28 protein-coding genes and 1 riboswitch are annotated in these 22,504 nt (G+C 72.2%); of the genes, 17 read left to right on the plus strand and 11 right to left on the minus strand.

What is annotated here, in order from left to right; all coding sequences use genetic code 11:
• Window positions 1-100 precede the first annotated feature (100 nt).
• From ACY34K_RS13925 to ACY34K_RS13935, 3 genes are all read left to right on the plus strand, one after another.
• Window positions 101-1,126 (plus strand): 6-phosphofructokinase, encoded by a 1,026-nt coding sequence (locus ACY34K_RS13925; protein WP_462746662.1) that lies wholly within the window; start codon window positions 101-103, stop codon window positions 1,124-1,126.
• Between the two features lie 108 nt (window positions 1,127-1,234).
• Window positions 1,235-2,188, plus strand: a complete 954-nt coding sequence (locus ACY34K_RS13930; RefSeq protein ID WP_462746664.1) for a cytochrome c oxidase assembly protein — start codon at window positions 1,235-1,237, stop codon at window positions 2,186-2,188.
• Window positions 2,189-2,281: 93 nt separating this feature from the next.
• Window positions 2,282-2,440 carry a hypothetical protein gene (locus ACY34K_RS13935; RefSeq protein WP_462746666.1) on the plus strand — a complete coding sequence of 53 codons (159 nt, stop codon included), beginning with the start codon at window positions 2,282-2,284 and terminating at the stop codon, window positions 2,438-2,440.
• Window positions 2,441-2,482: 42 nt separating this feature from the next.
• On the opposite strand, the gene ACY34K_RS13940 is transcribed toward ACY34K_RS13935, so the two are convergent.
• On the minus strand, window positions 2,483-2,896 hold the full coding sequence (locus ACY34K_RS13940) for an SSI family serine proteinase inhibitor (RefSeq protein ID WP_462746668.1): 414 nt from the start codon (window positions 2,894-2,896) through the stop codon (window positions 2,483-2,485).
• Window positions 2,897-3,529: 633 nt separating this feature from the next.
• Here ACY34K_RS13940 and ACY34K_RS13945 point away from each other — a divergent pair.
• From ACY34K_RS13945 to ACY34K_RS13960, 4 genes are all read left to right on the plus strand, one after another.
• Window positions 3,530-4,435 carry a YhjD/YihY/BrkB family envelope integrity protein gene (locus ACY34K_RS13945; RefSeq protein WP_462746670.1) on the plus strand — a complete coding sequence of 302 codons (906 nt, stop codon included), beginning with the start codon at window positions 3,530-3,532 and terminating at the stop codon, window positions 4,433-4,435.
• Window positions 4,436-4,517: 82 nt separating this feature from the next.
• Window positions 4,518-5,231: a lysophospholipid acyltransferase family protein gene (locus tag ACY34K_RS13950; RefSeq protein WP_462746672.1), complete on the plus strand. Its 714-nt coding sequence runs from the start codon at window positions 4,518-4,520 to the stop codon at window positions 5,229-5,231.
• Between the two features lie 64 nt (window positions 5,232-5,295).
• On the plus strand, window positions 5,296-6,333 hold the full coding sequence (locus ACY34K_RS13955; RefSeq protein WP_462746674.1) for an NAD-dependent epimerase/dehydratase family protein: 1,038 nt from the start codon (window positions 5,296-5,298) through the stop codon (window positions 6,331-6,333).
• Window positions 6,330-6,815, plus strand: coding sequence for a YbaK/EbsC family protein (locus ACY34K_RS13960; protein ID WP_462746678.1), 486 nt, complete (start codon window positions 6,330-6,332; stop codon window positions 6,813-6,815). Before ACY34K_RS13955 ends, ACY34K_RS13960 begins: the two co-directional genes overlap by 4 nt.
• Window positions 6,816-6,844: 29 nt before the next feature.
• Here the strand turns inward: ACY34K_RS13960 and ACY34K_RS13965 are convergent, their stop codons facing one another.
• The 7 genes from ACY34K_RS13965 to ACY34K_RS13995 form a co-directional block, all read right to left on the minus strand.
• A complete protein-coding gene (locus ACY34K_RS13965) occupies window positions 6,845-7,597 on the minus strand; it encodes an urease accessory protein UreD (protein WP_462746679.1) in 753 nt (250 codons plus the stop codon).
• Window positions 7,594-8,271, minus strand: coding sequence for an urease accessory protein UreG (ureG, locus tag ACY34K_RS13970; RefSeq protein WP_462746682.1), 678 nt, complete (start codon window positions 8,269-8,271; stop codon window positions 7,594-7,596). The genes ACY34K_RS13965 and ureG overlap by 4 nt, the downstream gene beginning before the upstream one ends.
• A 17-nt stretch (window positions 8,272-8,288) precedes the next feature.
• A complete protein-coding gene (locus tag ACY34K_RS13975) occupies window positions 8,289-8,951 on the minus strand; it encodes an urease accessory protein UreF (protein WP_462746685.1) in 663 nt (220 codons plus the stop codon).
• Between the two features lie 10 nt (window positions 8,952-8,961).
• A complete protein-coding gene (locus tag ACY34K_RS13980; RefSeq protein WP_462746687.1) occupies window positions 8,962-10,698 on the minus strand; it encodes an urease subunit alpha in 1,737 nt (578 codons plus the stop codon).
• Window positions 10,691-11,002, minus strand: a complete 312-nt coding sequence (locus ACY34K_RS13985; protein ID WP_462746689.1) for an urease subunit beta — start codon at window positions 11,000-11,002, stop codon at window positions 10,691-10,693. The genes ACY34K_RS13980 and ACY34K_RS13985 overlap by 8 nt, the downstream gene beginning before the upstream one ends.
• A 14-nt stretch (window positions 11,003-11,016) precedes the next feature.
• A complete protein-coding gene (locus ACY34K_RS13990) occupies window positions 11,017-11,319 on the minus strand; it encodes an urease subunit gamma (protein ID WP_462746690.1) in 303 nt (100 codons plus the stop codon).
• A gap of 236 nt (window positions 11,320-11,555) precedes the next feature.
• Window positions 11,556-11,828, minus strand: coding sequence for a type II toxin-antitoxin system Phd/YefM family antitoxin (locus ACY34K_RS13995; protein ID WP_462746691.1), 273 nt, complete (start codon window positions 11,826-11,828; stop codon window positions 11,556-11,558).
• Window positions 11,829-11,890: 62 nt separating this feature from the next.
• Here ACY34K_RS13995 and ACY34K_RS14000 point away from each other — a divergent pair, with 62 nt between their 5' ends.
• The 3 genes from ACY34K_RS14000 (at window position 11,891) to ACY34K_RS14010 (ending at window position 13,952) form a co-directional block, all read left to right on the plus strand.
• Window positions 11,891-12,514: an ATP-dependent Clp protease proteolytic subunit gene (locus ACY34K_RS14000; RefSeq protein ID WP_462746693.1), complete on the plus strand. Its 624-nt coding sequence runs from the start codon at window positions 11,891-11,893 to the stop codon at window positions 12,512-12,514.
• Between the two features lie 138 nt (window positions 12,515-12,652).
• Window positions 12,653-12,970: a hypothetical protein gene (locus ACY34K_RS14005; RefSeq protein ID WP_462746695.1), complete on the plus strand. Its 318-nt coding sequence runs from the start codon at window positions 12,653-12,655 to the stop codon at window positions 12,968-12,970.
• Window positions 12,971-13,290: 320 nt separating this feature from the next.
• Window positions 13,291-13,471, plus strand: a riboswitch (cyclic di-AMP (ydaO/yuaA leader).
• A 4-nt stretch (window positions 13,472-13,475) separates the two neighbouring features.
• Window positions 13,476-13,952 (plus strand): C40 family peptidase, encoded by a 477-nt coding sequence (locus tag ACY34K_RS14010; protein WP_462746697.1) that lies wholly within the window; start codon window positions 13,476-13,478, stop codon window positions 13,950-13,952.
• A gap of 234 nt (window positions 13,953-14,186) precedes the next feature.
• Here the strand turns inward: ACY34K_RS14010 and ACY34K_RS14015 are convergent, their stop codons facing one another.
• Window positions 14,187-14,819 (minus strand): LysE family translocator, encoded by a 633-nt coding sequence (locus ACY34K_RS14015; protein WP_462746698.1) that lies wholly within the window; start codon window positions 14,817-14,819, stop codon window positions 14,187-14,189.
• Between the two features lie 102 nt (window positions 14,820-14,921).
• Between ACY34K_RS14015 and ACY34K_RS14020 the strand changes: the two genes are divergently transcribed.
• A complete protein-coding gene (locus tag ACY34K_RS14020; protein WP_462746699.1) occupies window positions 14,922-15,815 on the plus strand; it encodes a LysR family transcriptional regulator in 894 nt (297 codons plus the stop codon).
• 47 nt (window positions 15,816-15,862) lie between these two features.
• On the opposite strand, the gene ACY34K_RS14025 is transcribed toward ACY34K_RS14020, so the two are convergent.
• On the minus strand, window positions 15,863-16,312 hold the full coding sequence (locus ACY34K_RS14025; RefSeq protein WP_462746700.1) for an ATP-binding protein: 450 nt from the start codon (window positions 16,310-16,312) through the stop codon (window positions 15,863-15,865).
• 256 nt (window positions 16,313-16,568) lie between these two features.
• Between ACY34K_RS14025 and ACY34K_RS14030 the strand changes: the two genes are divergently transcribed.
• Together ACY34K_RS14030 and ACY34K_RS14035 are read left to right on the plus strand one after the other, a co-directional pair.
• Window positions 16,569-17,438, plus strand: a complete 870-nt coding sequence (locus ACY34K_RS14030) for a helix-turn-helix domain-containing protein (protein ID WP_462746701.1) — start codon at window positions 16,569-16,571, stop codon at window positions 17,436-17,438.
• Between the two features lie 15 nt (window positions 17,439-17,453).
• Window positions 17,454-17,669, plus strand: a complete 216-nt coding sequence (locus tag ACY34K_RS14035) for a DUF397 domain-containing protein (RefSeq protein WP_462746703.1) — start codon at window positions 17,454-17,456, stop codon at window positions 17,667-17,669.
• 15 nt (window positions 17,670-17,684) lie between these two features.
• Here the strand turns inward: ACY34K_RS14035 and ACY34K_RS14040 are convergent, their stop codons facing one another.
• On the minus strand, window positions 17,685-18,830 hold the full coding sequence (locus ACY34K_RS14040) for an 8-amino-7-oxononanoate synthase (protein ID WP_462746705.1): 1,146 nt from the start codon (window positions 18,828-18,830) through the stop codon (window positions 17,685-17,687).
• A gap of 145 nt (window positions 18,831-18,975) precedes the next feature.
• On the opposite strand from ACY34K_RS14040, the gene bioB reads away from it, so the two are divergent.
• From bioB to ACY34K_RS14060, 4 genes are read left to right on the plus strand one after another with little or no spacing between them, the layout of a single operon-like run.
• Complete coding sequence (gene bioB / locus ACY34K_RS14045) at window positions 18,976-20,127, plus strand: biotin synthase BioB (RefSeq protein WP_462746706.1); 1,152 nt, start codon at window positions 18,976-18,978, stop codon at window positions 20,125-20,127.
• Window positions 20,120-21,430 (plus strand): adenosylmethionine--8-amino-7-oxononanoate transaminase, encoded by a 1,311-nt coding sequence (locus tag ACY34K_RS14050; protein ID WP_462746708.1) that lies wholly within the window; start codon window positions 20,120-20,122, stop codon window positions 21,428-21,430. The genes bioB and ACY34K_RS14050 overlap by 8 nt, the downstream gene beginning before the upstream one ends.
• 1 nt (window position 21,431) lies before the next feature.
• On the plus strand, window positions 21,432-22,148 hold the full coding sequence (gene bioD / locus ACY34K_RS14055; RefSeq protein WP_462746710.1) for a dethiobiotin synthase: 717 nt from the start codon (window positions 21,432-21,434) through the stop codon (window positions 22,146-22,148).
• Between the two features lie 2 nt (window positions 22,149-22,150).
• Window positions 22,151-22,495 carry a VOC family protein gene (locus ACY34K_RS14060; RefSeq protein ID WP_462746713.1) on the plus strand — a complete coding sequence of 115 codons (345 nt, stop codon included), beginning with the start codon at window positions 22,151-22,153 and terminating at the stop codon, window positions 22,493-22,495.
• Window positions 22,496-22,504 lie beyond the last annotated feature (9 nt).

Raw genomic sequence — 22,504 nt, forward strand, 5'->3', positions numbered from 1 at the left:
GCCCGGTTCGGCCCCGTCACCCATTGTCGGTAGGGTGGCGGGGATCCAACCGGACGACGTGGTCCGGGAGTCGGCCCACGTTGCAAAGGTATTTCGGGCTATGCGCATAGGTGTGCTCACCTCCGGCGGCGACTGCCCCGGTCTGAACGCCGTCATCCGTTCCGTCGTGCACCGTGCCGTCGTCGACCACGGCGACGAGGTCATCGGCTTCCACGACGGCTGGAAGGGTCTCCTCGAGGCGGACTACCGCAAGCTCGACCTCGACTCCGTCGCCGGCATCCTGGCCCGCGGCGGCACCATCCTCGGCTCCTCCCGCGTCCAGCCCGCCCACCTCGTCGACGGTGTCGAGCGGGCCAAGGGGCACGTCGCCGAGCTCGGCCTCGACGCGATCATCCCGATCGGCGGCGAGGGCACCCTCAAGGCCGCCAACCTTCTCTCCCGTGCGGGCCTGCCCATCGTCGGTGTGCCGAAGACCATCGACAACGACATCGCCTCCACCGACGTCACCTTCGGTTTCGACACCGCCGTGGGCGTCGCGACCGAGGCGCTGGACCGGCTGAAGACCACCGCCGAGTCGCACCAGCGCGTGCTGATCGTGGAGGTCATGGGCCGGCACACCGGGTGGATCGCGCTGCACTCCGGCATGGCGGCCGGCGCGCACGCGATCGTCGTGCCCGAGCGGCCCTTCGACATCGACGAGCTGACGGCCCGGGTCGGGGCGCGCTTCGAGGCGGGGAAGAAGTTCGCGATCGTCGTCGTGGCCGAGGGTGCCAAGCCGCGCGCGGGCACCATGGAGTTCAACGAGGGCGGCAAGGACATCTACGGCCACGAGCGCTTCGCCGGTGTGGCCCAGCAGCTGGCCGGCGAGCTGGAGCAGCGGCTCGGCAAGGAGGCCCGGGCGGTGATCCTGGGCCACGTCCAGCGCGGCGGTACGCCGACGGCGTACGACCGTGTCCTGGCGACCCGCTTCGGCTGGCACGCGGTGGAGGCGGCGCACCGCGGCGAGTTCGGCATGCTGACCGCGCTGCGCGGCACGGACATCGTCATGGTTCCGCTGGCGGAGGCCGTGGAGACGCTGAAGACCGTCCCGGCCGAGCGGTACGACGAGGCCGAGACCGTGCTGTGATCTGAAGTTCCGTACCGAACGAACCGCCCCCGGCCGCAGACGCGGAAGGGGGCGGTTCTAGTCTTGACCCCGCAAGCGGACAACCCAGCACGAATCAGGAGCCGGCGGATGGATCACAGCGGGCACGGCATGACGATGGATCTGCCGCCGTTCACGCTGGGACGGGGGCTCGCGTTCTCACCGGACACCTTCTTCCTCGTCGGCTGCCTGCCGGCGCTCGGCCTGTACGGGTGGGGCGTGGTCCGGCTGCGGAGGCGGGGTGACGGCTGGCCGGTCGGCCGCACCGTCTTCTTCACCGTCGGTGTGCTGACCGTCGCGCTGGTGATGTGCACCGGGCTGAACGACTACGGCATGGTCATGTTCAGCGTGCACATGGTGCAGCACATGGTGATCAGCATGCTGTCGCCGATCCTGCTGCTGCTCGGCGCCCCTGTGACGCTGGCCCTGCGGGCGCTGCCGGTGGCCTCGCGGCGCGGCAGCAAGGGGCCGCGCGAGCTGCTGCTCATGCTGCTGCACAGCCGGTACATGCGGATCATCACGCACCCGGTCTTCACGATCCCGCTGTTCATCGCGAGCCTGTACGGGCTGTACTTCACGCCGCTCTTCGACTTCCTGATGGAGTCCAAGCCCGGGCACATCGCGATGATGGTGCACTTCCTCGCCGTGGGTCTGGTGTTCTTCTGGCCGATCATGGGCGTGGACCCGGGCCCGCACCGGCCCGGATACGTGATGCGGATGCTGGAGCTGTTCGCGGGCATGCCGTTCCACGCGTTCTTCGGCATCGCGCTGATGATGGCGACCGAGCCGATGGTCAAGGCGTACGAGAACCCGCCGGCCTCGCTCGGGATCGACGCCCTCTCGGACCAGAACGCCGCGGGGGGCATCGCCTGGGCGTTCAGCGAGATCCCGTCCGTCCTGGTGCTCATCGCGCTCGTGTACCAGTGGTACCGGTCCGAGCAGCGCCAGGCGGTCCGCAAGGACCGGGCGGCCGACCGGGACGGCGACAAGGAGCTGGAGGCGTACAACGCCTACCTGGCCTCGCTGCAGGCCCGCGGGCGATAGGGCGGCGCACATCCCGGCTCCCGGGCAGTAGCGCACCGGCCCGTTCAGGCGTCACGATGGCCTGGACGGGCCGCTGCCTTGAGGAGGGCGCGCATGTCCAGTTCGACGAAGACGATGGGTGTGCTCACCGTCGGTGCGCTGGTGGTCACGACGGCATACACGGTGGCGCTGGGCAGCAACGGCTGGCTGTGGTTCGGCTGGGTGGTCCTGGGCCTTGTGACGATCGGGATGGCCGCCACGCGGGACAGCTGAGTCCGCGGGCCGCCGGACACCCGGTCCCGCCGGTTCAGTGGCTCAGAAGCGGAAGACGGGGCCGGTCGCCGAGCCGAGCAGGCAGGCGTTGGGATAGGTCGCCTCCCAGCTCACGGGCCGCCCGGTCCAGGTGCCCTCGGCGCGTACGGTCACGGGGTCCGACCGCTTGGTGCAGGGACGGGACGGTCCCGCGAGCCGGTCGAAGTCGCCGCCCGCCTCCTCAAGAGCCTCGCAGGCGCCGCGCGGATCGGGGTGGGCACCGTCCGGCTCGGGCGAGCAGTCCAGCCGGACGCCGCGGATCCAGCTGTCCTGGGCGCCGGTGATCGTGAGGAAGAGGCCGCTGTCGGGCGCCGCGGCGGTGCCGTCGCCGGACGGACCGGCGGTGTGCGCGGGCGCCGCGGCAAGTGCGGAGAGGGCGGCGGCCAGGGCGGCGGCCATGGTGAGGCGGGGGATCATCCGGTGCTCCTGGGGTGCGGGGACACACTGGGGTGAGCGCCCCCAGAGCACCTCCCGCCGGGGCGGGTCGCCCAGGCGGCGCGCCGCGCCGTCCCGCGTGCGGACGCAGGAAGCCCCCCCGGTCGGCCGTCCGCTGCCACCGGCGGTTCCGGGTGGGCAAGGGGGTGGGCAAGGGTGCGCAAGAGGGTGTGCAAGAGGGTTACGTTCTGGCCAGCGAGGGGCGTAATCTCGGCCACCCGGCAGAGGCCCCCTCCCCGCACGGACCACCTGCCGTGGTGGCGCGTCGCGTCCCCGAGCACGCCGCGCGCCGAGCCGAGGCCCCGCCCTGCCCCCCCTGGGCGGGGCCTCCCCGCGTTCCGGGCGAGGGGTGGGGCGGCGGGGCAGGCCCGTCCGGGTGACCACGCGGTGCGTACGGCATGTCCCGTGCGGCCACGAGCACGCCGGATGTCACAGTCACCTCGTTAACTCCAAGCGCCCCACCTGCGGGATTGCTGGGCCGGACCCCCGGGACGCACTGCCGTCCCGGGGGTCCGGTCTGTGCGCTCCGGCGGGCCCGAGGCGGTCAGGCGTCCATTCGGGGTCTCCCGGCCCCGGGCCGTTCCCCGGCGACCGCCGCCGGGGTATGCGACTGTCATGCCCGACAAGTCTTCCGGCGCCGAGGGCCGGGAATCATGGTTCGGACGACTGCACCGCGCGTTCCACGGCTCGGCGGCGGGACGCGGATGGCGCCGGGGCAGGGACATGGAGCTGATGCACCGCGCCATGGGTTTCGCGGCACTCGGGCTGCTCACCCTCGTACCGCTGCTCATCGTGGTCGCGGCGGCGGACCCGGCGAACGGGCAGGGGTTCGCGCAGTGGCTCTCGGACGGCATCGGGGTCGCCTCGGCCTCGGAGGACGAGGTGGAGCGGCTCTTCGCGCCGCCCGGCACGGCGCTCGACACGACCACCGGCTTCGGTCTCGCCACACTGGCGATCTTCGGGCTGACCTTCGGCGGGGTGGTGCAGACCGGCTACGAGAAGGTGTGGGAGCTCAGGGCGGCCCGCTGGCACACGATGTGGCGGCATCTCGTCTGGCTCGCCGCGCTCGTGGCCTACATCCTGCTGTCCGCGCACATCGCCTCCCGCCCGGGGGACGCCGGCGAGCTCGCCTGGCGGGGCACGATCGCCACGCTGAGCGGTGTGCTGTTCTTCTGGTGGTCACAGCGGCTGCTGCTGTGCGAGCGGCTCCCCTGGAGTGCCCTGCTGCCGGGCGCGGTGATGACCGTGCTCGGGCTGGTCGGGCTGAGGATCTTCTCGCATCTGGTGTTCTCCCCGCTGATCGCCTCCAACGCCGTGACCTACGGCGCCGTGGGCACGGTGCTCGTGATCCAGTCCTGGCTCGTCGGCGTCGGTTTCGTCGTTTTCGGCGGCGCGCTCGTCGGCCGGCTGCTCTACGAGGAGCGCTGGCACCTCGGCCGGAAGCTGCGGCGGCTGGCCGGATGGCGCCCCGGCGGGCGGCCCGGGAGAGCGGGAGAGGAGCCGGGCGACTCACCTGAATGACAATCCGTCAGTAGAGTCTGCGTGCGTCAGCATGGATCCGAACGCGTCCCCGGAGCGTACCGGCGGAGTTGGGAGCGACCCCGTGTTCTACTACGTGCTCAAGTTCGTGCTTCTCGGGCCTCTGCTGCGGCTGCTGTTCCGGCCCAGGACTGAGGGGCTGGAGCACGTACCGGAGGAAGGCGCCGCGATCGTCGCGGGCAATCACCTGTCCTTCTCCGACCACTTCCTCATGCCGGTCGTCCTCAAGCGGCGCATCACGTTCCTGGCGAAACAGGAGTACTTCACCGGGCCCGGCATCAAGGGCCGGCTGACGGCCGCGTTCTTCCGCAGCGCCGGACAGATCCCGGTCGACCGGTCGGGCAAGGAGGCCGGGCAGGCCGCCATCCGCGAAGGGCTCGGGGTGCTGACCAAGGGCGAGCTGCTGGGCATCTATCCCGAGGGCACCCGCTCCCACGACGGGCGCCTGTACAAGGGCAAGGTCGGGGTCGCCGTGATGGCGCTGAAGGCGGGCGTCCCGGTCGTCCCGTGCGCCATGGTCGGAACCTTCGAGATCCAGCCGCCGGGGCAGGTCGTACCGAAGATCAAGCGGGTCACGATCCGGTTCGGGGAGCCGCTGGACTTCTCGCGGTTCGCCGGGATGGAGAACGAGAAGGCGGTGATCCGCGCGGTGACCGACGAGATCATGTACCGGATCCTGGAGCTGTCCGGTCAGGAGTACGTGGACGAGTACGCGGCCAAGGTGAAGGCGGAGCAACAGGCCGGGCAGGGGCCGAAGTTCCCGCGACTGCGTCGCTGAGAGCAGATCCGCGCAGGGCGAACGCCGGTGGGCCGGGTGGCCTGCCGGGCCTAGCGTCGCGGGCATGACCAGGGGAAACGTTTTCGTCGTCGGAGCAACGGGACAGATCGGACGAGCCGCGGTGCGGGCGCTCGTCGCGGACGGGTGGGAGGTGCGGGCCGCGTCGCTCGGCGGCGGGCGGGACGATGGCTGGCCGGACGAGGTGCGGTCACTGGCGCTGGACCGCGACGAGGAGGGCGCCCTGGAAGCGGCGCTCGGCGACGGCTGCGACGTGCTCGTCGACATCGTGGCCTACGGGCGGGACCACGCGCGCCAGCTGGACGGGCTGGCGGACCGGATCGGCTCCGCGGTCGTCATCTCCAGCGGGGCGGTGTACCGGGACGACCGGGGACGGAGCTTCGACACCCAGGAGGAGCCGGACGGGTTTCCCGAATATCCGGTGCCGATCCCGGAGGCGCAGGCCACCGTGGAGGCGGGCGACTCCACCTACGGAACGCGCAAGATGGCGCTGGAGCGGGCGCTGCTGGCGGCCGGTGACCGGCTGCCGACGACCCTGCTGCGGGCGGGCGCGATCCACGGCCCGCACTGCCGGGGCCCGCGCGAGCTGTGGTTCGTGAAGCGTGCCCTGGACCGGCGGCCGGTCAGGATTCTGGCGTACAACGGAGAGAGCCGCTTCCACCCGGCCCATGTGGACAACCTCGCCGAGCTGATCCGTCTCGCCGCGGCGAAGCCTGGTTCGCGGGTGCTCAACGCGGCGGACGCCGAGGCGCCGACGGTCGCGGAGATCGGCGCCTGGGTGGACGCGGCCATGGGGGTGGTGAGCGAGACGGTGCTGATCGACGGCCCGGCGCCGACGGGTAGTGTCGGCCTCACCCCGTGGGGGTTGGACCGCCCCATCGTGTACGACATGACCGCCGCCGAGCGGGAGTTGGGCTATCGACCGGTGACCGGGTACGCGGAATCGCTGCCCGCCACCGTCGAGTGGCTCGTCGGCCGACTGGCCGGCGGGAAGGGCATGGACGCCTTCCCCAAGCTCGCCAAGTACGGGCAGGACTGGTTCGACTACGCCGCGGAGGACACCTGGCTGAAGGGAACGCGGTGAGCGAGCACGAGACGTACGCCAAGCTGATCGGTCTGCTGGACGAACGCGGGGCGGCGTACCGGATCATCGAGCACGAGGCGGAGGGCGCCACCGAGGCGGTCAGCGCGCTGCGCGGCAACCGGCCGGAGCAGGCCGCCAAGTGCATCGTGGTGATGGTCAAGACCGGGAAGAAGACGAAGCGGCACGTCCTGGCCGTGGTGCCGGGCGACCGGCGGGTGGACCTGGGCGCCGTGAAGTCGCTCGTCGGCGGCAGCTACGCCGGGTTCGCGACGCCGGAAGTGGCGGAGCGGCTGGCGCGGAGCGTGAGCGGGACGATCCTGCCGTTCTCGTTCGATCCGGAGCTGGAGCTGGTGGTGGACCCGGCACTGCTGGACCAGGAGGAGCTGTTCTTCAACGCGGCCCGGCTGGACCGCTCGCTCGCTCTGCGGACGGCCGACTACGTGGCGATCGCCGAGCCCCGCCGGGCCCCGATCGCGGCCTGAGGCCACGCCGGGGCCGCCCGGGGCGGTGATCAGCCCCCGGGCCCGGGCGCGAGCGCGGACCGCGCCTCGTCGAGGACGCGGCGCAGTCCGCGCGCGTCCGGGGCCACGGCCGTGACCAGGGCGGCGGGGCCGGCGAGCGGGGTGAGGACCGCGCTGTCCCCGAGCAGCCGGACCTCGGCGGGCTTCTCGTCGAGGTCCGGGTGGACGACGAGGAGCTGGCCGACGGCTCGGTGCCCGGCCAGGACCGCCCCGCCGTCCCAGCCGGCGGGCGAGCCCGGTCCGTAGGACAGTTCCTGGTCCAGCAAGGGGCGGCCGGCCAGCCGGACGGTGAGCCGGGTGGTGAGGCTGCCCGGCTCTTCGCCGTGACGGCCCAGGATCTGTTCCTCGCGCAGCACCAGGCGTGCGGTCCGGGCGAGTTCGACCGTCGTGCGCATGTGCAGGGCCGAGCCGTGCGCGGAGACCAGCTGCTCGGGCAGCCAGCGCAGTTCCGCGTCCGGGCCGGCGGAGAGCCGGACGTCGTAGTGTGCCGGTCCGGCGTCGCGGCCCGGCAGCGCCACGGTCGCCGCCGCCGAGTCCACCGTGAGCCGGGCGCCCTCCCGCGCCTCGGCCTCGATCGCCAGCCGGTCGCCGCCGAGCGGGGCGGTCATCGCGCCGACGACGGTCACGCGGGTGTACGGGCCGGTCGCGCGGGTGCGGCGGAGGGCGAGCGGGCCGTCGCTGATCAGCAGGGGCAGCGCGCCGTCCCTCTCGGCGGCGATCCGGGCGGTGGCTCGGACGCTCATGCGGCCCAGTCGGCGAGCTGTGCGCGCACCCAGTCGGCGACGGGCGCGACACCCTGTTCACCGGTGAGCGAGGTGAAGACGACGGGCAGGTCGCCCCGCTGCTCCTTGGCGTCGTGTGCCATGCGCTCCAGGTCGGAGCCGACGTAGGGGGCGAGGTCGGTCTTGTTGATCACGAGCAGGTCGGCGGTGGTGACGCCGGGGCCGCCCTTGCGCGGGATGTCGTCTCCGCCGGCCACGTCGATGACGAAGATCTGGGCGTCGACGAGGCCCTTGGAGAAGGTGGCGGTGAGGTTGTCGCCGCCGGATTCGACGAGGATCAGGTCGAGCGGTCCGACGGCGTCCTCCAGGTCCTCGACGGCTTCGAGGTTGGCGGAGATGTCGTCGCGGATCGCGGTGTGGGGGCAGGCGCCGGTCTCGACGGCCTGGATGCGCTCGGGCGGCAGGACCGCGTTGCGCAGCAGGAACGCGGCGTCCTCCCTGGTGTAGATGTCGTTGGTGACGACGGCGATCGACAGCCGGTCCCGCAGCGTCCGGCACAGGGCGGCGACGGTGGCGGTCTTGCCGGAGCCGACGGGGCCGCCGAGTCCGATGCGGAGGGCGCGGCGTGTGCCGTCCGGGCGGTGGGCGTCGGCGCTGACCGCGGTGGTGTGCGCGTGGGAGTGGTCGAGGTGCATGGCGGCTCCTGGTCTGGTCATGAGGCGAAGAGGCGTACGGGCCAGGCGGCGTGCTGCTCGGCCGTGATGTCGAGGAGCGGCGCCGAGGCGGCCGGCAGGTCGTCGACGCCCCGGTGCGCGGCGGCCGCGGCGCGGGCGGCCACCCGGTCCATGTCGGGGGCGAGGCGGGCCAGTACGGCCGTGGCCTCGAAGGGGTCGAGGCTGAGCAGCCGTACTGTCGCGGTGGCGGGCCCGCTGACCGTCTCGTACGCGACGCAGTGGGCGGCGTCCTCGGGTCCGAGGCCGGCCGCGCGGGCGGCGAGCCCGAGGACGAGCGGCTGGTGGGCGCCGCGCGGGAACGCGGCCGCGAGGGCGTCGAGTTCGGGGCTGGGCCAGGTCGCCCGGGCCGCCCGCAGCATCTGGCGGCCGAGCTTGCGCGCGGTGGCGCGCAGGGCGGGTGAGGGGGTGCGGGCGTCGGCGGCGGCGTCGAGCGCGGTGGGGTCGAGGCCGAGGGCCGCCGCCGCCGCGAGTGCGGCGGAGGTGAGCCCGGTGGTGTGCAGACGGCCCCGGCAGAAGGCCTCCAGGTCCCGGGCATCGCGTATGCGTCCCGCTCTGACGGCCGGTTCGGCTCCGCCGGAGTGGGCGTGGCCACCGGCGGGGAACCGGCCGTCGGCGAGGACGAGCAGGGCGGCGCGCGTCATTCGGTGCCCATCAGAAGAGGAAGTAGCGCTGGGCCATGGGGAGTTCGGCGGCGGGTGCCGGTTCGACCGGCTCGCCGTCGATCGTCACGGTGAAGGTGTCGGGGTCGACGTCGACGCGTGGCAGGGCGTCGTTCTCCCGCATGTCGCCCTTGGTGACACCGCGGGTGCTGGTGATGGGGACGAAGCGCTTGCCGAGGCCGAGCCGGCCCGGCAGGTCGTCCTCGATCGCGGTCCCCGTGACGAAGTTGAGGGAGTTCGCGGCGGGGGCGGTGCCGAGCGCGCCGAACATGGGGCGGGGCATGACCGGCTGCGGTGTCGGGATCGAGGCGTTGGCGTCGCCCATCTGCGCGTACGCAATCTGTCCGCCCTTTATCACCGTCTGCGGCTTGACGCCGAAGAACGCGGGCTCCCAGAGCACCAGGTCCGCCAGTTTCCCGGTCTCGACCGAGCCGATCTCGTGGTCGAGGCCCTGGGCGACCGCCGGATTGATCGTGTACTTGGCGACATAGCGACGCGCCCGGTGGTTGTCCGCGCGGCCGTCGCCCGGGAGGGCCCCGCGGCGCTGCTTCATGACGTGGGCGGTCTGCCAGGTCCGCATGATCACCTCGCCGACGCGGCCCATCGCCTGGGAGTCGGAGGAGATGATGGAGATGGCGCCCAGGTCGTGCAGCACGTCCTCGGCCGCGATGGTGGTGGGCCGGATGCGGGACTCGGCGAAGGCGAGGTCCTCGGGGACCGCCGGGTTGAGGTGGTGGCAGACCATCAGCATGTCGAGGTGTTCCTCGAGGGTATTGACGGTGTGCGGCCTGGTCGGGTTGGTGGAGCTGGGCAGGACGTGGGGCTCCGAGACGACGGTGATGATGTCGGGCGCGTGCCCGCCGCCGGCGCCTTCGGTGTGATAGGCGTGGATGGTGCGGCCGGCGATGGCGGCGAGGGTGTCACCGACGAACCCGGCTTCGTTGAGGGTGTCGGTGTGGATGGCGAGCTGGGCGCCGCTCTCGTCACAGACGCTCAGACAGTCGTCGATGGCCGCCGGGGTGGCCCCCCAGTCCTCGTGGATCTTGAAGCCGAGGGCGCCGGCGCGCAGCTGTGAGCGCATGGCCTCGCGCGAGACGGTGTTGCCCTTGCCGAGCAGTCCGATGTTGACGGGGTACGTCTCCAGCGCTTCGAACATCCGGGCGAGGTGCCAGGGGCCGGGTGTGATGGTGGTGGCCTTGGTGCCTTCGGCCGGTCCGGTGCCGCCGCCGACGAGGGTGGTGATCCCGGAGGTGAGGGCCTGCTCGACGACGGTGGGCGAGATGAAGTGGATGTGCGCGTCGACGGCACCGGCGGTGACGATCTTCCCGTTGCCGGCGATGACCTCGGTCTCGGGGCCGATGACGAGGTCGGGGTGGACACCGTCCATGGTGTCCGGGTTGCCCGCCTTGCCGATGCCGGTGATCCGCCCGTCGCGGATGCCGATGTCGGCCTTGACGATCCCCCAGTGGTCGATGATGACGGCGCCGGTGATGACGGTGTCGGGCGCGCCGTCGGCGCGGGTCGCACGGGACTGGCCCATCGACTCGCGGATCACCTTGCCGCCGCCGAACACCGCTTCGTCGCCCGCGCGGCCCGGCCCGCCGCAGCGGTCCTGCTCGATCTCGACGAGCAGGTCGGTGTCGGCGAGGCGGATGCGGTCGCCCGTGGTGGGTCCGAACAGGTCGGCGTAGACGGCCCGGCCGAGCCGGACGGAGCTGGTCTCAGACATCGAGGGCGCCTCCGGTCTCGCCACGCAGGCCGGGGACGACACGCAGGCCGGCGAGTGGTACGAGTTCGACGTCGACGGGAATGCCGGGCTCGAAGCGCACGGCTGTCCCGGCGGCGATGTTCAGCCGCAGGCCACGGGCGGCCCGACGGTCGAACTCCAGCCCGGGATTGGCCTCGGCGAAGTGGTAGTGGGAGCCGACCTGGACGGGCCGGTCGGCGGCGTTGAGCACGGTGAGGCGGGTGACCGGGCGGCCTTCGTTGAGGCGCACGGGCTCGTCCGCGTACAGGATCTCTCCGGGGATCATCGGCGTGCTCCCCGTCAGACGATCGGGTCGTGGACGGTGACGAGCTTGGTGCCGTCCGGGAAGGTGGCCTCGACCTGGACGTCGTGGATCATCTCGGGGATGCCCGCCATGACGTCGTCGCGGGTGAGCACCTTGCGGCCGGACGCCATCAGTTCGGCGACGGTGCGACCGTCCCTGGCGCCCTCCAGGATGTGCGAGGTGATCAGGGCGATCGCTTCGGGGTGGTTGAGCCGCACACCGCGTGCCCTGCGCCTCTCCGCCACGTCGGCGGCCACATGGATGAGCAGGCGCTCCTGCTCGTGCGGGGTCAGTTGCACGTTCCACCTCACAGTCTCCCGCCCGGCGGCATCCCGGACGCAGCGGGACCCTATCCGGCTTCAACACTCTGTTGACCTGCGGGAACGAGTGTGGCGGAGAGATATTTCAATCTCGGGCAGAAGTTTTTCCGGCACGTTAACTGCGCCTTTGCCGTCCCATGGCCATGCCGGACGGGCGCCGCGCGGGTCGTATACGTCCCGCGCGCGACGCCGGATGCGCCTCTCAGGAGGACGACTCAGGCACCCGGGGCGCCACCGGGAGGACGGTGGTGCGCGGCGATGCCGAAGCGGCCGCGCTCGGCGGGGGCCGACGGGGGCGGGGCGACTTCGGAGACGGATGTCGTCGACTGGTCACCGCCCTCGAGTCGTTCCAGGTCGGCAGCGGACACCAGGGCCACGAGCGGTTTGCCGTGACGGGTCACGACCACCCGTTCGCCGCCGTAGACGACGCGGTTGATCAGATCGGCGAGTTCCGCCCGGGCTTGCGTCACCGGAATCTCGTAGGCCATGCTCACCATCATAACGGCCTGTACATCCTGTACATTTTTTACAGAGACCAAGGAGGTTCGTCATGCCCCACGACCCCGCCGCCCGCTACGTCCTTCCGGAGTTCACGGAGCGCACCGGCTCCGGGACCCGGACTCTCGACCCCTACTCCAAGCTGCTGGAGGAGCGGATCGTCTTCCTCGGCACCCAGGTCGACGACACCGCCGCCAACGACGTGATCGCGCAGTTACTCCATCTTGAGTACGCCGCGCCGGACCGGGACATCTCGCTCTACATCAACTCCCCCGGCGGCTCGCTCAGCGCGATGTCCGCGATCTACGACACGATGCAGGTGATCACCTGCGAGGTGGAGACGACCTGCATCGGCCAGGCGAGTGCGGGCGCGGCCGCTCTCCTCGCCGCCGGCACACCCGGCAAGCGACTCGCACTGCCCGGAGCACGCGTGATCCTCCAGCAGCCCTCCGTCGACGAGCCGTTGCGAGGAGTGCCGAGCGATCTGGACATCCAGGCGGCGGAGTTGTTGCGACTGCGGGAGCAACTCGCCGATATGCTCGTACGCCACACCGGGCAGACCCGCGAGCGGATCGACGCCGACATCGAGCGCGACACGGTCTTCGACGCGGTCGGCGCGAGGGCGTACGGCCTGGTGGACCACGTCATCCCCAGCCGCAAGAACCGCAAGGCATGAGCGTCGGCCGCCCACGGGCCGGCGCCGAAGGACGACCCCCTGCCGAAGAAGGGCGCCTGCCGCACCACAAGCGCACCACCCACCGGACAGCGACCACCGAGCCCCCGGCCCACGGGGCGCACGAGGAAGGGTGCCCGCATGCTGCCACCGGAACCACCTCCGCTGCCCGCCCTGACCCGAGCCGAGGGCGCGTTCGTCGACAGCTACCTGGAAGTCGTCGATCTGCTGGGGCGGATCAATCCGGCGCGCTCCAGCCACACCTACGGGGCCCTGCGCGCGGCCCAGGCCCTGGTCGGGCGCGCGACGGCGCTGCGCGACGCGCTGACGCTGATGCACGAGCGCGGCGAGAGCGAAGTGCATGCTCATACGCTGGCGCGAGCGCTCCGGGTCCTTGACGGCGAGCGGCGCGCGGGTCGCGTGACGGTCCCTCACAATCGAGATGTGGGACCGACGTAGGCCTCGCCCGGATGGGCTCAGGAGTACGAGAAACGCTCCCCCGTTCAGCGTATGTATATGGACGAATTTCGTACGACGCGAGTTGCGCTCCTGGACTACTCATCTGGCGGAATATCAGGTTCCGCCCCTGGTGCGGGGATCACCCCTTCGCCACGGCCGGGCTCCAAAACGACCCTGTCCACCCGAACGGATCAGTCGTGAGGAGCCTCACATAAGGCCGTTTCGACTCGGAATTTCGTCAATTCATGGGTCAAGATCCGTGTCGACGACAAGCCCCCGCCACCGCGGCGGGGCGGTCCGGGCGGACGCCGAGTCCTGCCGCCGTCCGGATGCCTGGTCGACAGGAGTGGATCGGCAGGAGTGGAGGACCCAGGCAGTACGGGTGACCGAACGATGTTCGTCCGGTCGGTCGCCCTTGGGGTGAAGCCGCGTCAGCGGCCGGGCAACTTCGCCAGCCCGAACCCGACAGGTCATCCTTCACAGGCGGCTGACGAAGGGTTGCGCCATGAACGCGCAGATTCATGTCCCGTCTCTGCTGTCCCGAGCCGGTGCCGTCTCGGCACTCACTCTCGCCGCCGTCGGCGGGCCGGTGCTGGCGCCCGGCGCCGTGCCGGAGGCCCACGCCGCCCCGGCGCACGCGACGAAGGCCCTGAACGTGGCCGCGTCCAAGAAGGGCGCGCCCTACAAGTACGGCGCGACGGGCCCCAACCGGTTCGACTGCTCGGGCCTCACGCTCTACTCGTACAAGAAGGCCGGCAAGGCGCTGCCCCGCACCGCCCAGCAGCAGTACAACAAGACGCGCCACATCTCGGCGTCGAACCGGCAGAAGGGCGACCTCGTGTTCTTCCATCGTGGCAGCAGCGTCTACCACGTCGGGATCTACGCGGGTAACAACAAGATCTGGCACTCGCCCAAGACCGGCTCCGTGGTGAAGCTCGAAAAGATCTGGTCGAAGTCGGTCTGGTACGGGCGCGTGCGCTGACGTACCGGGCGAGTGAGCCGAAGGGGCGCGACGGTGCCGAACGGGAGAACGCGCGGAGGGTCGCGAGGAACGAGCGACCTGGGCACGATCGACCGTCGACACCGGCGACAGGCGCCCCGGAGGTGAACCGAGCCCTTGAAGGCCACGACATGAGCCGCGGTACAGGGGCGCGCCTCCGGGCACATCCGGAGTGTCCGGCGCCGGCCCCGTACCGCGTGCGCCGCCGGACCGTCGTCAGGGCCCGGCGGCCGGGGCCACCAGCAGGGACACACCCAGCGCGGCGAGCCCGCCGCCCGTGACTCCTCGCACGGTACGGGCGGTGCGCGGCCGGCGCAGCCACCGCCCGAGCCGGTCCACCAGCAGCGCGACGGCCGGGAACCAGATCAGCGCGAGGACGACCACGATCAGGGCCAGGAGCAGGGTGCGCGGCAGCACGGCCGCCCCCTCCGGCACGAACTGCGGCAGCAGGCTCAGGAAGAGGACCGGCGCCTTGGGGTTGAGGACATTGGTCAGGAAGCCCTGACGCAGGCTGCGGCCCGCCCCCGGGCCGGCCTCCCCGGCGGGCTCCTCCTCGTCCGGCGCCGCCCTGAGGGCCCCGCGCAGCGCCTGGACGCCGAGCCAGAGGACGTACACGCCGCCGGCGATCTGCAGAGTCCGGTACAGGACGGGCACGGCCACCAGGACGGCCGCGAGCCCCGCGACGGCGAGGGCGGTGTGCACGAGCAGTCCGCCCGCGACACCGACGGCGCAGGCGACTCCGGCGCGGCGGGAGGACATCGCGTTGCGTACGACGACGGTGAAGTCGGCGCCCGGCACGGCGACCATGCCCGCGGCGACACCGATGAAGGCGATCAGCTGTGCGTCCATGGGCTCAGCCTGCTGCGTAACGGGTATGAGCGTGTACGTGCAATCTTGTGGGTCTGCCTAAAGGGATGCTTAACGTACGACCCCATTCGACTGGCCGCGCTGGTGGCGGTCGCGGAGGCCGGTTCGATCACGCGGGCGGCCGCACGGCTGGGCTACACGCCGCCGGCACTCTCCCAGCAGCTGGCCAAACTGGAGCGGGAGGCGGGTGCGTCCCTGCTGGTCCGGCACCATCGGGGCGCGCGGCTGACGGCCGCGGGCGAGGTGCTGGTGGCGCGGGCCCGCCGGGTCCTGGACGAGATGGAGCGGGCGCGGCACGAGCTGGCCCTGCTGCACGGGCTGACGGGCGGCCGGCTCCGGGTCGGGACGTTCACCACGGTGGGCATCCATTTGCTGCCGCCGGTGCTGAGCGCGTTCCGGCGGGCGCACCCGGACGTGGAGCCGGCGGTCACCGAGTACGAGCCGCCGCGAGGGGTGGCGGCGGTGGCCGCGGGTGAGGTCGATCTCGCGCTGACCCATGTCTACGAGCCGGCCGGAGCCGAGCCGCCGCCCACGGGGGTGGTGCTGGAGCCCCTGCTGGTGGAGGAGCTGGTCCTGGTCACGGCACCGGGGCATGTCCTGGCCGAGGGCTCGGGGCGGCTGCCGGTCGCGGAGCTGGCGGGTCAGCCGCTGATCAGCAGCGCGCCGGCCCACCCGCCGCGCCGGGGTGTGGAGGGTGCGCTGCGCGATGCGGGGGCGACACCTGCGGTGGTGTGCGAGTCCCCGGGGTACGCCCTGGTGTGTGCGCTGGTCAGCGCGGGGCTCGGGGTGGCGGTGGTGCCGGAGATGGTGGCGGCGATGGAGCCGGCGCCGCTGGGCGTGCGGGCTCTGGAACCGGCGGCGTTCCGCCGGACGATCTCGGTGGCGCACCGGGGCGACGATTCCGGCCCGGCCGCCCAGTCACTGCGCGCGCTGCTGCGGGGTGGCTTCGGCCGGGCGGGGTCGGGGCAGCCTCTGTAGGCCCGCGACTGCTCCGCGCGGCGATTTCGGGACCGGTCGGGCCGCGGTCAGGTCGGGTAGGCGCCCTGGTTCTGCACGGGGAGCGTCCAGGGCAGCGCGATCCAGACCGTCTTGCCTCCGTCGGGGGTCGGGGTGACGGAGAGTCGGCCACCGCATTCGGCGGTGAGCCAGCGGATGATGACCATGCCGCGGCCGTTGTCCTGCTGCACCGCGGCGGGCAGGCGCTGCGGCCAGCGCGGATGGCTGTCGGTGACGCCGATGCGCAGCCGTTCGTCGCGTTCGAGCCGGACGTCCACCGTGAAGGTGGGCGACTGCCCGAAGGTGTGCTGGACGGCGTTGGTGGCGAGCTCCGAGACGATCAGCCGGACCGTGTCCGCGGCCGGTGCCTCGTCGGGCAGGCCCCACTCGGCGAGCACGTCGGCCACGTATCTGCGGGCCACGGAGACCGAGGCGGGATCGCTCGGCAGAGTGACGGATGCTTCCTGGTGGTCTGCCATGGCGACGCTGTCCCTTTCCCACCGGGGCCGGTCTGCGACACGTAGCGGATGCTTTGCGAGGACGGCCTCGGATTGTGCTCCGCGCCAGACTGCCACTCATGCCGCCCCTGAGGGGAGCGATCCACCAAGATATGCATATATCTGTCGCTCGAAGCGGTGAACTCTGCGACGGGAGACCGGATTTCGCGAGCAAACTGAGGGGTTGGCCGGGGGAATCGCCGAGGAGGGACGGCGAGGACGGAAGGAGGCGGCGGTCATGCGGGGCACGCGACACGGACCGGCGGTCCGTCGGCGCAAACTGGGCGAGGAGTTGCGCGGGTTGCGCCTCGCCGCCGGACTCACCAGCGGCGACGCCGCACGGCTGGTCGGCTGGCACCAGTCGAAGGTGAGCCGGATCGAGACGGGAGCCAGCGGCGTCACGGGCGCGGATGTGACGCTGCTGCTCGATGCCTACGGTGTCCGGGACCCCCGGCTGCGGGCGCTGTTGGAGGCGCTCGCGGGTGCGGCGGCCGACGGCGGGGGATCCGGGTGGTGGCACGCCTACCGTGGTGTGATCCCGCAGCAGTACCGGGACTTCATCAGTCTGGAGTCGCAGGCGTGCGCGGCGCGGACGCTGGAGACGTCGGTCGTGCCGGGGCTGTTGCAGACGCCCGACTACGCGCGGGCGGTGACCCGGGCCGCGCTCGACGGGCTTCCGGCGTCCACGGTCGACTCGTTGGTGCGGGTGCGGATGGCCCGTCAGGAAGTGCTGTGCGCGGAACCGCCGTTGCGGCTGGACGCCGTGCTCGACGAGGCGGTGCTGCGGCGGGAGGTGGGCGGTCCGGTGGTGATGCGGGCCCAACTGCGGCGGCTGGTGGAACTCGCCGCCCTGCCGCACGTGCGGTTGCAGGTGCTGCCGTTCGCGATGGGCGGCTACGTCGGCCTCTCCGGCCCTTTCGTTATCTTCTCCTTTCCGAACATTTCTGATCTGGATGTGGTTGTTCTCGACCACTTGACGAGTAGCCTCTACCTCGAACGGACGGAAGACCTCGAGGCGTACAGCGCCGCTTTCCGTACGATGCAGGCGCACGCCCTGTCGCCCGAGGACTCCGCGGAACTCATCGCCGGGATCGGTGACGGCGCGTAGGGAGAGGCACCCCACATGTCTGCTTACCTCGCACAGCAGCGGGACGACGGCCTTCGGTGGCGGCGCAGCAGCCGCAGCGTGGGCATGAACAATTGTGTCGAGGCCGCCCTCCTCGACACCGGCCGGCTCGCCGTCCGGGACTCCAAGGACGTCACCCGGCCGCCGTTGCGGTTCTCCGGGGCGGCCTGGTCGTCCTTCATAGCGGACCTCCGCCACGAACCGGCCGGCTGACGGCCGGCCGGAGCGTCAGCCGGCCGGGGCCGTGCGGAGAATGGTGGCGACCGCCGTCTCGACCTGATCGGCGGTCAGGTCGGCCCGCGCGGTGAGCCGCAGGCGCGAGATGCCGTCCGGTACCGACGGCGGCCGGAAGCAGCCGACGGCGAGCCCTTCGGCGCGGCAGTCCGCGGCCCACCGCACGGCCTGTTCCGGCGAGGGGGCGCGCACGGAGACCACGGCGGCGTCCGGTCGTACGGCGGTCAGTCCGGCGGCGGTGAGCCGGCGGTGCAGGGTGGTCGCGACGGTGCGCGCGCGGCCGGCGAGCCCGGGCTCCCGGCGCAGCAGCCGCAGGCTCTCCAGCGCGGCGCCCGCCGCCGCGGGCGCGAGGCCGGTGTCGAAGATGAAGGTGCGGGCCGCGTTCACCAGATGGTCGATGACCCGGGCCGGGCCCAGGACCGCTCCGCCCTGGCTGCCCAGGGACTTGGAGAGGGTGACCGTGGTGACGATGTCGCCGCCGCCGGCGAGTCCTGCCTCGTCCAGCGCGCCGCGCCCGCCGTCACCGAGGACGCCCAGGCCGTGGGCGTCGTCGACGACCAGCGCCGCGCCGTGCGCACGGCACACTTCGGCGAGTTCGTTCAACGGGGCCGCGTCGCCGTCCACCGAGAAGACGGAGTCCGTGACCGCGAGGGCCCGGCGGCCGGGGTGCGCGTCCAGGGTCTTGGCGACGGCCTCGGGGTCGGCGTGCGGGACGACGGTGGTCTCGGCGCGCGCGAGCCGGCAGCCGTCCACGATCGAGGCGTGGTTGCCGGCGTCCGAGACGATGAGGGAGTCCCGGGCGCCGAGCGCGGTCAGGGCGGCGAGGTTCGCCGCGTATCCGGAGGAGAACACGAGCGCCGCCTCGAAGCCGCAGAACGCGGCGAGCTCGCGCTCGAGCTCGGTGTGCAGCTCGGTCGTGCCGGTCACCAGGCGGGAGCCCGTGGCGCCGGCGCCCCAGCGGCGGGCGGCCTCGGCGGCCGCGGCGGTGATGTCCGGGTGGCGGGTCAGGCCCAGATAGTCGTTGCTCGCGAGGTCCAGCACGTCCGGCTCGGCGGGGCGCGGGCGGAGCGTACGGACCAGACCGGCGTCGGCGCGGCGGCGGGCCTCCGCTTCGGTCCAGTCGAAAGGAGCCTGGGGCATGTCTCGGGTTCCCTTTTGTAGGCAGCGAACAGACCCTAACCGGCCCCGGCCGTGGTCAGAGTGTGGTCATACACACACCTCATTCGGCGTCTGTTGTGGAGTTCCTCCTTGGCCGAGGGGTATGCCGTAGGCCAGGATCAGCGCCATGGACCTGCTGAACACGCTGGTGGACAAGGGGCTTCGGCGCGAGCTGCCGACCCGCGAAGAAGCGCTCGCCGTGCTGGCGACCTCCGACGACGAGCTGCTCGATGTGGTGGCCGCGGCCGGGAAGGTGCGCCGTCAGTGGTTCGGGCGGCGGGTGAAACTCAACTACCTGGTCAATCTGAAGTCCGGTCTGTGCCCGGAGGACTGCTCGTACTGTTCGCAGCGGCTCGGCTCCAAGGCCGAGATCCTCAAGTACACCTGGCTGAAGCCGGACGAGGCCTCGAAGGCGGCCGCCGCGGGTGTCGCGGGCGGCGCCAAGCGGGTCTGCCTGGTCGCCAGCGGCCGCGGCCCGACGGACCGGGACGTCGAGCGCGTCGGCAAGACCATCGAGGCCATCAAGGAACAGAACGAGGGCGTCGAGGTCTGCGCCTGCCTCGGGCTCCTCTCGGACGGTCAGGCCGAGCGGCTCCGGGAGGCGGGCGCCGACGCCTACAACCACAACCTCAACACGTCGGAGGGAACGTACGGGGACATCACGACCACCCACACGTACGCCGATCGGGTGGACACCGTGGAGAAGGCGCACGCCGCGGGTCTCTCGGCGTGTTCAGGGCTGATCGCGGGCATGGGCGAGAGCGACGAGGACCTGGTCGACGTCGTGTTCGCGCTGCGTGAGCTGGACCCCGACTCGGTGCCGGTGAACTTCCTCATCCCGTTCGAGGGCACCCCGCTCGCCAAGGAGTGGAACCTCACCCCGCAGCGGGCGCTGCGCATCCTCGCCATGGTGCGGTTCGTCTGCCCGGACGTGGAGGTCCGGCTCGCGGGCGGCCGCGAGGTCCATCTGCGCTCGCTCCAGCCGCTCGCCCTGCACCTCGCCAATTCGATCTTCCTCGGTGACTATCTGACCAGCGAGGGGCAGGCCGGCAAGGCCGACCTGGAGATGATCGCCGACGCCGGTTTCGAGGTGGAGGGCGCGGGGACGACCACGCTGCCCGAGCACCGTGTCGAGACCTCCGAGAGCTGCGGTTCCGGCGTTGGCTGCGGCTCCGGCTCGGTCTGCGGGGACTCCGCCCCGGCGACCGAGGCCGCTCGTCCCGACCTGGTGGCCGTCCGCCGCCGGGGCGCCGGCACCGACCTCGCGCCCAATGCCTGAGCCGCGCTCCGCCCCCGAAGCCCTCTCCCCCGCCGAGCTCGTCGCCCTGGACCGGGCGCACGTCTGGCATCCGTACGGCCCGATGCCGGGCCGTACGGACCCGCTGGTCGTGGAGTCCGCGTCCGGGGTCCGGATCCGGCTCGCGGAGCCGGTTCACGGGCAGGAGGAGCTGGTCGACGGCATGTCGTCCTGGTGGTCCGCCGTGCACGGCTACAACCACCCGGTCCTCAACGAGGCGGTGCGCGACCAGCTCGGCCGGATGAGCCATGTGATGTTCGGCGGGCTCACGCACGAGCCGGCCGTGCGGCTGGCGGCCCGGCTGGTGGAGATCACGCCCGAGCCGCTGCGCCACGTCTTCCTCTCCGACTCCGGCTCGGTGGCCGTCGAAGTCGCCGTCAAGATGTGTCTGCAGTACTGGCGCTCCGTCGGCCGGCCCGAGAAGCGGCGGCTGATGACCTGGCGCGGCGGTTACCACGGCGACACCTGGCAGCCGATGGCGGTGTGCGATCCCGACGGCGGGATGCACGAGCTGTGGTCCGGCGTCCTGCCGCGGCAGATCTTCGCGGGCCCGCCGCCGGCCGCGTACGAGGAGAGTTACGCGGACGAACTGCGCGCGCTGGTCGAGCGGCACGCGCACGAGCTGGCCGCCGTGATCGTCGAGCCGGTGGTGCAGGGCGCGGGCGGGATGCGCTTCCACGACCCCGCGTACCTGCGGGTGTTGCGCGAGGCGTGCGACGAGCACGACGTACTTCTGGTGTTCGACGAGATCGCGACCGGTTTCGGCCGGACGGGCACGCTGTTCGCGGCCGTACAGGCGCAGGTCTCCCCCGATGTGATGTGCCTCGGCAAGGCGTTGACCGGCGGCTATCTGTCGATGGCGGCGACTCTGTGTTCGACGCGGGTCGCCGAGGGCATCTCGCGGGGCGAGGTTCCGGTGCTGGCGCACGGCCCGACGTTCATGGGCAATCCGCTGGCCGCCGCGGTGGCCTGCGCCTCGATCGACCTGCTGCTGGGCCAGGACTGGGCGCAGGAGGTCAAGCGCATCGAGGCCGGGCTGCGGAACGGACTGGCGCCGGCCGGCGAGCTGCCGGGGGTGCGCGAGGTGCGGGTGCTCGGGGCCATCGGCGTGGTCCAGCTCGACCACCCCGTGGACATGGCGGCCGCCACGGCGGCCGCGGTCCGCGAGGGCGCGTGGCTGCGGCCCTTCCGGGACCTGGTGTACGTGATGCCGCCGTACGTCACGGGTGACGACGACCTGGCACGGATCTGCCGCGCGGTGTGCGCGGCCGCACGGGAGGGCTGAGATGACGGTTCTGGTGGTCAGCGGCACGGGGACGGAGATCGGCAAGACGGTGGTCACCGCCGCCGTCGCCGCGGTCGCCCGGGCGGGTGGCCGGTCGGTCGCCGTGCTCAAGCCCGCGCAGACCGGCGTGGGGCCGGACGAGCGGGGCGACGCGGACGAGGTGGTACGGCTCGCCGGCGAGGTCACGACCCGCGAACTGGCCCGTTTCCCCGAGCCCCTCGCACCCGACACGGCCGCCCGGCGCGCCGGCCTCCCGCCGGTCCGGCCGGAGGCGGTGGCCGCGGCCGCGGAGAAGCTGGCCACCGAGCACGACCTGGTCCTGGTCGAGGGCGCGGGCGGACTGCTGGTGCGGCTCGACGCCGACGGGGGGACGCTCGCCGACGCGGCCCGGCTGCTGGGCGCTCCGGTGCTGGTCGTCACGCCCGCCGGGCTCGGCACGCTCAACATGGCGACGCTGACCGGGGAGGCGCTGCGGGCGCGCGGGCTCGAACAGGCCGGTGTCGTCGTCGGCAGTTGGCCGGCCGAGCCGGGGCTGGCTGAGCGGTGCAACCTGGCGGATCTGCCCGACGCGGCGGGCGCGCCGCTGCTGGGGGCGGTGCCCGCGGGTGCCGGAGGGCTGGCGCCCGAGGTGTTCCGGGCCCGCGCCGGTGCGTGGCTCGCGCCGTCGCTCGGCGGTACGTGGGATGCGGCGGAGTTCGCGGCGGCCGTAGGCTGGTGATCATGCGCGCCAAGGTCAGCGAGATCGTCTTCGACTGCGCCGACCCGGCGGCCCTGGTCCGGTTCTGGGCCGCGCTGCTGGGCGGCGAACCCGTCGACCGCGACGCCGGCTGGTCGTACGTCGAGCCGGACGGCTTCGTACGGATCGCGTTCCAGCGCGTCCCGGAGGGCAAGGCCGTCAAGAACCGGCTCCATCTCGACCTGGAGGCGGGTGACGTCGGCACGGCGACGGCCACCGCGGTACGGCTGGGCGCGGTGCGGGTCGGTGGCATCGTGGCCGACGACCAGGGCGACTTCCAGGTGCTGCGGGACCCCGAGGGAAACGAGTTCTGCTTCGTGAGCGGCTGACGGGGGACA

Source organism: Streptomyces sp. STAM6 (assembly GCF_054963715.1).